The sequence below is a fragment of the Hungatella sp. genome, assembly GCF_046966825.1.
Genome location: NZ_JBKVCZ010000191.1, coordinates 1 through 9780, shown reverse-complemented (window position 1 = coordinate 9780; position 9780 = coordinate 1). Strand labels below are relative to the sequence as shown.

Here is a 9780-nt window from a genome sequence, read left to right as displayed (position 1 = left end):
CACTTGCTCAAAAGTACCGTGGAAAATTTGCTCTCCAACGTGATCTTGTCCAGCTTTCTTCCAGAAGTCTTGATCCTGGTAAACATATAACCGTTATCATCGTGATCGGTCTGGGTATGTGCTACAAAGATGATCGTCACATCATCCCGCATGGTCAATGCATAGTCGATCAGGTCATAGATGCTCTGTGCCAGATCCTGCCATTTGTCATAGCCCTTCTCTTTGCACCGGCGCATCTCATCCGCAATCATTAATCCATTGATGGTATCTACTACCACTACACGGATATGCTTGTACTGCTCTTCCTTATCGATCTTTTTAAGGGCCTGTAATGCAACCTGTGGAAAATCAGTTTTCAGGTAGTTCTTTTTCTCTCCATTGTACTGATTTCTCCATCCTTTCCAGGACAACCCTTTCTTGTCACAGTCGATATACATTGTTGTCTCTGGATCCAGATTTCTCATGGAAGTGGTCTTCCCCGATCCGGACTCTCCTGCGATACAAATCACTTTACTCATCTGCTTTTTCCTCCTTTGTTTTAAAATAATAGGTATCCTCACCTGCAGTGCTGCTTTTTCGTCCCACAGATTCCAAGCACCATCCTGGATTTTCTGAATCCGTGATGGAATAACCTTGTGGTTTGCAAATCGGCGATTGCTGCATTAATGATCTGGATACACATTTCTGCTACCGTCTGTTCTCCATTTCACTCCTCCTTCAAATCGTCGAGACCGAAGCCTGCACGCCATCTCGTCCGCGATCTTCTTATTCGACCAGCCAGCCCGATGCAGCTATTACTTTTCAGTCTATTTTCTTTCTGCCCGATTTCTTCTCGGGCTCTGCGGGGTTGCTTTTCCTCCTCAGCTTCTTCCATTGCTGGAACAGGAAGCGGAATATCTGCAGTTACCGTCTCCGACTCCGGTTCTGGATCCCATCCTGGCGGCAGTTCACACTCCGATTTCTGGATACCCAGAAGCAGACAGATTGTTGAATCAATTATCCAGCTCTGCTCCTGGACATATCCTGTCAGTAGCTCCACCGTGTGCTGATCACGGATCAGGTCCTTATATTCATCCTTGGTCACCTGGACCATTCTTTCTTTACTCATCTTCATCCTCCAGACACTTGTATTCATCTTTTCCGCATTCCATCCGATCCAGTGCTTTCTCGAACCGGATAGAGAAAATCGTCACCAATACCAGCCAGATCAGCGCCGGTAAGGCCGAATGGCAGGTAAATAATCCAAAAATGGATGCGATTGTTCCTATTAATTCTCCTGTACTCATTTGTTACCTCCCGGAGTAAATAAGTCATCGAGAAACTTCCGCATACCTTCTTTCAAAAGCTGTTTTTTCGCTTCATCTTCCTTGTCAAGTTCCTCTTCACTCATAATCGCCAGTTTAAATACATCTTCCATCTCTTTATCTGCCACTTTTTTTCCTCTGACTTTTTCGATTTCTCTATGAATATGTTTTACTGCGTAAGTCAGCTCCGACAAAACAGTGACCTCATCTCCCATAATTTCCGCTTTTACGATGTTTCCTTTACCTTCTATTTTAATCATTTGCTTTTCTTCTCAACTTTCTGTATAATAAAGTGGTTAAATTTTGCAAGTGCCGAATGGGTGGCAGCCTAACGGCACTTATTTTATTCATCCGCCAGGGCAACGAGCCTTCTAAGCTGCTCTCTTGTATAAGCCATCGGTGAACCGCAGAGTGCTCTACGATCAAACGCATATACTTATCTGCTCGGCTGCCTTTTCCCAAAAGCACATCAATTGTCTCTCTTTCCTCCTGCAGATATTCCTGGAACTCTTTTTCTGTCAGGATTATTGCTGTTTTTAACTTTCTTCCTTGTTCACTACAGATCAACCAGTTTCTTGTGCTGTGGCAGCGTCGGTTCATCTTCCGGAAGTGTTGCCATCATTCCGGTGGCACAAAAGCAATGTCTTTATTGTCAGCTCCAGAGTCTCTGACGACTGACTGTTCTTCGCATAACGAATAGATTTTCAAATTCTTTTGCTTCCATAAGCTTGTCCTCCTTTCCCCGCCCTCAGGCGGTCTTCTCCTTGTATGTCTTTTCAAACCCGATTCCCTCCATCGCCTGATCAACCTTTTGTCTGATCAGTTCCATAGCCCTCTGCTCTCCGATTTGCTCCATGGAATACATCTGGCCATCAATAATGAACCTTGCTTCACAGGTCAGTTCATTCATGGGTACCACCTCCCTGTGGTATGGTATGTATGGTATTGATTAGTTGCTACAATCAGCACCACAAAATCTTGGTTTCGTCTTCACCTTTCATAATGGCGCGAAATTCAGCATCTAATATGAAGCGCCTTTCATCTAACGCGTCATCTCCGTGATATTCCTTGCGTTTGTAATTTTTCTTGATAACTGTATCCAGACCATATATAATAAGATCTTCCTCATATCCTCTGGATAATGCTCTTCTTGCCAGCTTTCGTAAACCATGCATGTTGATGTAACTACTCAGATCCGGAAAGCGGTCATATACATGTTTTGCGATTGCTTCCTCTCCTATATCCTGATACATAAACCCTCCTGTCACGGTTACTGCACTGGAAGATTCATCTGTGCATTCGCATTTTCGATCTTCAGCTGTGTATTTGTACACGGTTTCCAACTTTTGGCGTACTGTAATGCTTCTTCAAATCTTTTCTTCGGAACATTGTTTCTGGCGTTTACCTGAAAATAATTTTTCAGATCCCGATTACATTCCGCAAATACTTTCTTGGAAATTTCCTTATATGCGTTACTCTCTTTTCCACCAAGAATTGAGATCACTGTATGGTTCACTGCCTCTCCAAGAATCTGCTGCTGTCCGTAGTCGATTGTCATATTATTTCCAGATTCTCGATCCTGCTCTCGTGATCATCGATCATTCCAAGCTGTATTCTCATCATTTCTGCAGGGCTGAGCTGCTTCTGGTAGCCACCGGTTTTGCGAATTGTCGGAAGCACCTCAGATGTCACCCAGTGTTTGAATCGCTTTGCGGATTCCAGCTTGCTTCCAAGGATTAATGCATACAGACCAGATTCGTTGATGATGGTCATTCCTCTGTTTGGAATATCGGCGCTTACAAAATTTACTGGAAACACATCTTTCGGAATGTGATTTTCAAAGGTCGCGATTTCCGACCTTTGAATAATTCTTCTGTCTTCCTCATCCACATGTGTGAGAACTGCATCTTTTGTATTCTTATAGCCCAATGCTTTCGCAACATCTTTTCCGGAAAGCCACGGTTCGTTGTCAATAGTTACCGTTCGGATATTGCCGAACTCTGTTGAGTTAAAAATTTGAATTTCGTTCATGTGTCATCTCCTTATTAGTATCTTTAAAAGTTACTCACGTGCAAAAAAAATAGGCATTGGATCTTCTATATGTAATTTATCAATCATAATTTGAATTTCATCGCTTCCAAATACACCATTTTTCATCTTTTCATAAAATGTTTTTGGTGTCACACCTATCATTTTAGCAACATCTGTCTGAGATAATTTATTTTTAGCGATTATCCCCCTCAATTCATCTGTTTTAATCATATTTTCACCTCCGTATCTTTAAAAGTTACTTTTAGTATAGCACATTTTAGTAACTTGTCAAGATATTTTTTGTTGCATTTATAACATTTTTGTGCTATTATTAAGTTACTTTCAAAAGGAGGATACGCGAATGACTGTTGGAGAACGAATCAAAGAACTTCGTATTAAGCTTAACATGAGTCAAGTTGATTTTGCTGATAAAATTAATGTATCTAAACAAACTCTTTACAAATATGAAAACAATATTATCACAAACATTCCTTCTGACAAGATCGAAGCCGCCGCACAGGTGGGGAATGTTTCTCCCGCATATTTAATGGGATGGGGCAGTTCTGATTCAACTTTTCCCTCAAAGCCTGACCAAGACATCGATTTGACAATTATTCAACGTGAGCGAAGTAAGATGTCTTCTAAGGAAAAGGTAAAATTAATGAATATTTTAAAGGCAAACTTTGATGATTATAATTGGGAGGAAGATGACTCTGGAAATATCGAATAATCGTAGATCGGAAATTAAAACACTTGTACTTTCTGTTCTTAATAAATATGGGGAACCTTGTGTACCGGTTAAAATTGGCAACATTATTCGTAATATTCCTAATATTAAGCTAATTACCTACAGAAGCCAAATAAAAAAGTTTAATATAACTTATGAGGAAATGATTGTCGATGCAGAAACTCGTGATTCTTATGTTGTCTGGGACAGTACCCGCAATCGATATTGTATTTACTACAACGATTTAGATTATACAATCGTAAATTCAAACAGAGTTCGATGGAATCTTGCTCATGAATTAGGTCACATTGTATTAGAACACCATAAACTTTGTAAACATCATAAGCTTTTTCGTGATGGCTTATCTTCTAGTATATACAATTATCTTGAAGAAGAAGCAAATTATTTTGCTCAATTGATTCTCGTTCCACACGTTGTTCTATTTGCATTTAAAGTATCAACTGTTATGCAACTTAAAAATCTTTGTAGAATATCCAACAATGCTGCGGAACACCGTTTCAGGGCTTACCTCGATTGGAAAAAAAATATGCAAGAAAACGTAACATATGATAAATCTTTATTCCGTTTTTATTACAATTTTATTTATAAAAAACACTGTAAAACTTGTGGTGCTAGTATGATTCAACGTTCTGGAAAATACTGTCCTATATGCGGCACCAAAACAATACAATGGGGAGATGGAAATATGAAGTATACCAAATTAGACACTTATGAAACCGGAAAATTAAAAGAATGTCCAATATGTCATAATGAAGAAACCAACATTGAAGGGCAATATTGTCAAATTTGTGGAGTGCAACTTGTAAACTATTGTTCCAATGATAATTGTTCCCATTGTGAAGTTCTTCCTTCTAACGCAAGATACTGTCCAGTATGTGGTGCATCATCTACTTTTTATACTTTTAATATTTTAAAATCTTGGAATTATAGGAACGATGCCCAAACTCTTCTTCCTGATGATATTCCTTTTGGTCCAGATGAAGAACTTCCTTTCAATTAGTGAATTCACCACCCACCGTTAATATTACAAACGTTCTAAAAAATCACACGAGAGTTGGGCTTGGATGCTGAAAAATTGGTAGACGGCCAAATATCGTACATCAAAGATTCTGTCACTCTCGCTGCTTACTTCGATGGCGATGACTATACAGAATCCGAATTAGATGAAATCCGCCAGTTTGCGGAATTCGTGAAAACAAACGAAAATAATCTTGTCAGCCTCCTTGTGAGGCTGTGAGTTGAAATGAGATTGCTGAATTTTTGGAAGTGACAGAGGAAGTGTTGGAAGAATGTCTGGTTTTCTACCGGAATAAATACGGTACATTCCAGAATGTTGATAACTATGTAGTGTATTTTATACCGAACTTGGTAATTATGAAAAAGATATAGAATCGAGGTGTATCTATGGGATTATTAAATTTTCTATTCAAGCCGCAACAGCGGGAATATAGCGACTCCGTAAAAGGACGGTGGACTGATACCGCCTGGTCTGATAAAAAGCACATTGCTATTACTGATAAATATTTTCCACAATTAGATAAAATCGAAGAACAATGGTCAATAATGTACAATCTAAAGGACTATGGTGGAAAACGCGGCGAAAACTTTGTTAAATTATGTTCTGAAAATATAGTTCTGTATAAGCAGATGGCTACCATAGAAAATTCTTATGGAGAAGATTCTCCTCCAAACGCCCCTGCTTTTAAACGTTTAGCTATGTTTTACGAAAAACACGGTCGTTACGAAGAAGCCGTTGCTGTATGTACGGATGCATTGTTATATGGCGCACATGCTGAAAACATGCGTGGACGTCTGCTCCGAATGATCAAAAAGTCTGGTCGCACACCCACAGATCAGGAAATGGCGCTTATTAATCAATTTGACCAATCATAGAGCATTTTTGATTGCAAAGGTAGGAAAGGCTCCCGACACACTCGCAAGAGTACCTGAGATGATGGATACGCCGCCCATCTTGTAATTCTTGTCAGCATGAAAGGCATTCCCTTATGGGGAGTGCCTTTTTGCTGTTTAGGGGTGATATACAGGTTGTTTATCTCCGTTTCATAAATTCCTAATGAATTTTATTTTTAATTTATGGAACGTCCACAAAATGCACACAATTACATGGTATCATTAAGACAATCACAAAAGTGATTACGAGAAAGAAAGCTTTTTCATACTCATACCGGACGGTGCAAACCGTCCGGCCCCCCTAAACCAATTTTCCTAATATTATATACCTACCATTCCCTATGATAAAGAGGATATCCAGTAACCCTGGCATATCCTCTTTATTGTTGTATGGATTTTAATCAGCGTTTAAATCTTCAGCGACCACTCGCTGCAGTCCCACACCTTCGTCGCCAGTCCCTCATAGAATTCGGGCTCGTGGCAGATGAGGAGGATGCTGCCTTTGTATACCTGAAGGGCGCGCCGCAGCTCCTCTTTGGCTTCCACATCCAGATGGTTGGTGGGCTCGTCCAGAAGGAGGACGTTGGTCTCCCGGTTAATTAGTTTACATAATCTCACCTTTGCCTGCTCGCCGCCACTCAGGACACGAACCTGGCTCTCGATGTGCTTGGTGGTAAGTCCGCATTTAGCAAGGGCAGAGCGGACCTGATACTGGGTGTAGGAGGGAAACTCCTTCCAGATTTCCTCAATACAGGTGGTGGTATTGCCCGGCGCCATCTCCTGCTCGAAATATCCGATATAGAGATAATCGCCAAGCTCCACACTTCCCTCCAGCGCCGGTGTCAGCCCCAGGATGCTCTTTAGAAGCGTGGTTTTTCCGATACCGTTGGCGCCCTTCAGCACAATCTTCTCTCCCCGCTCCATCGCCAGATTCAGCGGGCGGGACAGCGGCTCGTCATAGCCAATCACCAAATCATGGGTTTCAAATATATATTTCCCCGCGGCACGGGCCTCCATAAAGTGGAACTCCGGCTTCGGTTTCTCTCTGGCCAGCTCGATGACATCCATCTTGTCCAGCTTCTTCTGCCTGGACATGGCCATATTTCTGGTGGACACTCTGGCCTTGTTCCTCGCCACAAAGTCCTCCAGCTCCGCAATCTCCTGCTGCTGGCGCTTGTAGGCGGCCTCCAGCTGGGCCTTCTTCACCGCATAGACCTCCTGGAACTTGTCGTAATCCCCCACATACCGGTCAAGCCGCTGGTTCTCCATATGATAAATCAGATTCACCACGCTGTTCAAAAACGGAATATCATGGGAAATGAGAATAAACGCGTTTTCATACTCCTGGAGATAACGCTTCAGCCACTCAATATGCTGGACATCCAGATAGTTGGTCGGCTCGTCCAGAAGCAGAATGTCCGGCTTTTCCAACAGCAGTTTTCCAAGCAGCACCTTCGTCCTCTGCCCGCCACTCAAATCCGTCACATCCTTGTCGAGGCCGATTTCATCCAGGCCAAGGGCCCGTCCCACTTCCTCCACCTTGGAGTCAATGATGTAGAAATCATGGGCCATCAGAAGGTCCTGAATGGTCCCCAGTTCCTCCATCATCTGGTTCATTTCCTCCTCGGAGGCTTCCCCCATATGGTCGCAGATATGGTTCATCTTCTCTTCCATATCAAACAGATAGGTAAATGCACTCTTCAGCACGTCCCGGATGCTCATACCCTTCTCTAACACCGTATGCTGGTCCAGATACCCCACCCGCACGTTCTTCGCCCACTCCACCTTGCCCTCGTCAGGCATCAGCTTGTCGGTAATAATATTCATAAATGTGGACTTTCCCTCTCCGTTGGCCCCGATTAGACCAATGTGTTCCCCTTTCAGCAGGCGGAAGGATACATCCTGAAAGATAGCACGGTCTCCGAAACCGTGGCTCAAATGTTCTACGTTTAATATGCTCATTCTGGCAGCTCCTGTTTTGTTATAAAATCATCCCCTATTCTACATGAGAAATGCAGGTCTGGCAAGCAAAAAGGCGGTTTCCACCCCGGAAATACGACATTTTTCCTATTTTGTTTATTGCCAAGGGCCATTAAAATGTTTATGATAGTACAAGAACATATCACACAGGAGGCTTTTATGTATACATATCCATGGTATCACTGGATAACATTTTTCTATATTTACTGTTTTTTCGGGTGGATTTTTGAGTCCACCTATGTGTCATTAAAATCCCGGCGTTTTGTGAACCGGGGGTTCCTGCGTCTTCCCATGCTGCCGCTCTATGGAACCGGGGCCGTGATGATGCTCTGGTTTTCCCTGCCGGTCAAGGACAATCTTTTCCTGGTGTACCTGGCAGGCGTGATAGCCGCCACACTGTTGGAATACGCCACCGGTTATGTGATGGAACGGCTGTTCAAGATGAAATACTGGGATTACAGCAACCAGCCCTTTAACCTCCACGGTTATATCTGTCTCAGTTCCTCCATCGCCTGGGGGTTCCTGACTATTTTTCTGACCGATGTCATTCACAAGCCCATCGCCAACATGGTTCTGGATTTAAATCCCATCGTGGAGTTTACATTTATCGGCATTGTCAGCGTGCTGTTCGTCTCCGACTCTGTCAAGTCCACCAAGGAAGCCCTGGATTTGGGCCGTGCTCTGGAGGCCATGACAAAGATGAAGAACGAGCTGGAGGAATGCAGGCACTGGCTCTCCGAAGGGGGGTCCAGCGGGTGGCCGAGCTCCGGGACGACGCGGCTTCGCGGGTAAGCGTTTCTCTGGGAGATACCGCACAGCGGGTGGGCTTCTCCCTGGAGGATATCACCGACTCCCTGGAAGGCACCGCACAGAAGATATCCGACTCCCTCTCCGGCGCCGTGTCGCGGGTAGCTGACATGAAGGAGGAGACGGCCCAGAGAGTGGCCGATATGAAGGAAGAAACCTATCAGCGTATGGCTGATATGAAAGAAGAGACCACGCTCCGCGTAGCCGAGGCGGCCCAGAAATTCCGGGAGCGCAGCGAGCGGGAGGACGCCCTGTCCGACCGCATCAAGTCTCTGACCGAGAACCGCCAGCGCCTCTCCCACCAGATGTCCTTCTACCGGAAGAGCCTTCTGCGCGGCAACCCGTCATCGTCTTCCAGCAAGTTCGCGGAGGCTTTGAAGGAGTTTAAAGAATCTGTCAATAACTTAAAGAAATAGCGTTGAGAAAAAGTTTTGGGCGGGGAATCAATGAGTCATTGATTCCCCGCCCGTCTTTGATAGGAAGTTTATTTTGCTATCATCATTCCCGCTTTCAGTAACCGGAACGTCCGCTCCGCCGCATCGGCATACAGCTCTTCCGCTCTCTCAAGGGCCTCATCCAGTTCCATCGCCCCATTGATGGTCGTCATAATGCTGTTCACCCCATGCTCATAAATCTGGTCCGCGCCGTCCCCCATACCTCCGACGATGGCCACAGCCGGAATCTGCCGGTTTTTGCACCGCATCCCCACGCCGCAGGGCACCTTGCCAAAGGCGGACTGCCAGTCAATCCGTCCTTCGCCGGTGATGACCGCATCCACGCCATCCAGCAGCCCGTCAAAGTCCATCAGGTCCAGAACCGTCTCGATTCCCGATTTCAGCGTGGCGTTCAGGAACACGCACAGAGCGGCTCCCAATCCACCGGCAGCGCCCGCTCCGGCAATGTTATCCACATCAGTCCCCGTAGTTTTCAACACCACCTCGGCGTAATTCTTCATCCGGCTTCCAGTTCATCCAGAATCTCCGGCGTTCCCCCCTTTTG

Annotated in this window: 13 protein-coding genes and 3 pseudogenes; 5 read left to right on the top strand and 11 right to left on the bottom strand. The window is 44.3% G+C overall.

Annotated elements, in window-relative coordinates:
- The 9 genes and pseudogenes from ACLTD4_RS31310 to ACLTD4_RS31270 form a co-directional block, all read right to left on the bottom strand.
- Positions 1-518: AAA family ATPase (locus ACLTD4_RS31310; RefSeq protein WP_412331856.1), on the bottom strand; the 518-nt coding region annotated here is incomplete at its 3' end.
- A 188-nt stretch (positions 519-706) separates the two neighbouring features.
- Complete coding sequence (locus ACLTD4_RS31305) at positions 707-1108, bottom strand: hypothetical protein (RefSeq protein WP_412331855.1); 402 nt, start codon at positions 1106-1108, stop codon at positions 707-709.
- Positions 1101-1286: a hypothetical protein gene (locus tag ACLTD4_RS31300; protein WP_412331854.1), complete on the bottom strand. Its 186-nt coding sequence runs from the start codon at positions 1284-1286 to the stop codon at positions 1101-1103. The genes ACLTD4_RS31305 and ACLTD4_RS31300 overlap by 8 nt, the downstream gene beginning before the upstream one ends.
- Complete coding sequence (locus ACLTD4_RS31295; protein WP_412331853.1) at positions 1283-1564, bottom strand: hypothetical protein; 282 nt, start codon at positions 1562-1564, stop codon at positions 1283-1285. The genes ACLTD4_RS31300 and ACLTD4_RS31295 overlap by 4 nt, the downstream gene beginning before the upstream one ends.
- Positions 1565-2052: 488 nt before the next feature.
- Complete coding sequence (locus ACLTD4_RS31290; protein ID WP_412331852.1) at positions 2053-2214, bottom strand: hypothetical protein; 162 nt, start codon at positions 2212-2214, stop codon at positions 2053-2055.
- A 52-nt stretch (positions 2215-2266) separates the two neighbouring features.
- A complete protein-coding gene (locus ACLTD4_RS31285; RefSeq protein ID WP_412331851.1) occupies positions 2267-2557 on the bottom strand; it encodes a hypothetical protein in 291 nt (96 codons plus the stop codon).
- 17 nt (positions 2558-2574) lie between these two features.
- Positions 2575-2862, bottom strand: a complete 288-nt coding sequence (locus ACLTD4_RS31280; RefSeq protein ID WP_412331850.1) for an ORF6C domain-containing protein — start codon at positions 2860-2862, stop codon at positions 2575-2577.
- 89 nt (positions 2863-2951) lie between these two features.
- Positions 2952-3335: pseudogene (locus ACLTD4_RS31275) on the bottom strand (Bro-N domain-containing protein); the annotation flags it as partial.
- A gap of 30 nt (positions 3336-3365) precedes the next feature.
- Positions 3366-3566 carry a DUF739 domain-containing protein gene (locus tag ACLTD4_RS31270; protein ID WP_412331849.1) on the bottom strand — a complete coding sequence of 67 codons (201 nt, stop codon included), beginning with the start codon at positions 3564-3566 and terminating at the stop codon, positions 3366-3368.
- Positions 3567-3696: 130 nt separating this feature from the next.
- On the opposite strand from ACLTD4_RS31270, the gene ACLTD4_RS31265 reads away from it, so the two are divergent.
- The 4 genes from ACLTD4_RS31265 to ACLTD4_RS31250 all read left to right on the top strand — a co-directional run bounded on the left by ACLTD4_RS31265 (position 3697) and on the right by ACLTD4_RS31250 (position 5976).
- Positions 3697-4065, top strand: coding sequence for a helix-turn-helix domain-containing protein (locus ACLTD4_RS31265; RefSeq protein ID WP_412331848.1), 369 nt, complete (start codon positions 3697-3699; stop codon positions 4063-4065).
- Positions 4043-5083 carry an ImmA/IrrE family metallo-endopeptidase gene (locus ACLTD4_RS31260; RefSeq protein WP_412331847.1) on the top strand — a complete coding sequence of 347 codons (1041 nt, stop codon included), beginning with the start codon at positions 4043-4045 and terminating at the stop codon, positions 5081-5083. The genes ACLTD4_RS31265 and ACLTD4_RS31260 overlap by 23 nt, the downstream gene beginning before the upstream one ends.
- A gap of 75 nt (positions 5084-5158) precedes the next feature.
- Positions 5159-5320, top strand: coding sequence for a hypothetical protein (locus tag ACLTD4_RS31255; protein ID WP_412331846.1), 162 nt, complete (start codon positions 5159-5161; stop codon positions 5318-5320).
- A 167-nt stretch (positions 5321-5487) separates the two neighbouring features.
- Positions 5488-5976 (top strand): hypothetical protein, encoded by a 489-nt coding sequence (locus ACLTD4_RS31250; protein ID WP_412331845.1) that lies wholly within the window; start codon positions 5488-5490, stop codon positions 5974-5976.
- A gap of 426 nt (positions 5977-6402) precedes the next feature.
- Here ACLTD4_RS31250 and ACLTD4_RS31245 read toward each other — a convergent pair whose 3' ends face one another.
- Positions 6403-7956, bottom strand: coding sequence for an ABC-F family ATP-binding cassette domain-containing protein (locus tag ACLTD4_RS31245; RefSeq protein WP_006778600.1), 1554 nt, complete (start codon positions 7954-7956; stop codon positions 6403-6405).
- Between the two features lie 177 nt (positions 7957-8133).
- On the opposite strand from ACLTD4_RS31245, the pseudogene ACLTD4_RS31240 reads away from it, so the two are divergent.
- Positions 8134-9197: pseudogene (locus ACLTD4_RS31240) on the top strand (putative ABC transporter permease).
- Positions 9198-9265: 68 nt separating this feature from the next.
- On the opposite strand, the pseudogene ACLTD4_RS31235 reads toward ACLTD4_RS31240, so the two are convergent.
- Positions 9266-9780: pseudogene (locus tag ACLTD4_RS31235) on the bottom strand (glycerate kinase); the annotation flags it as partial.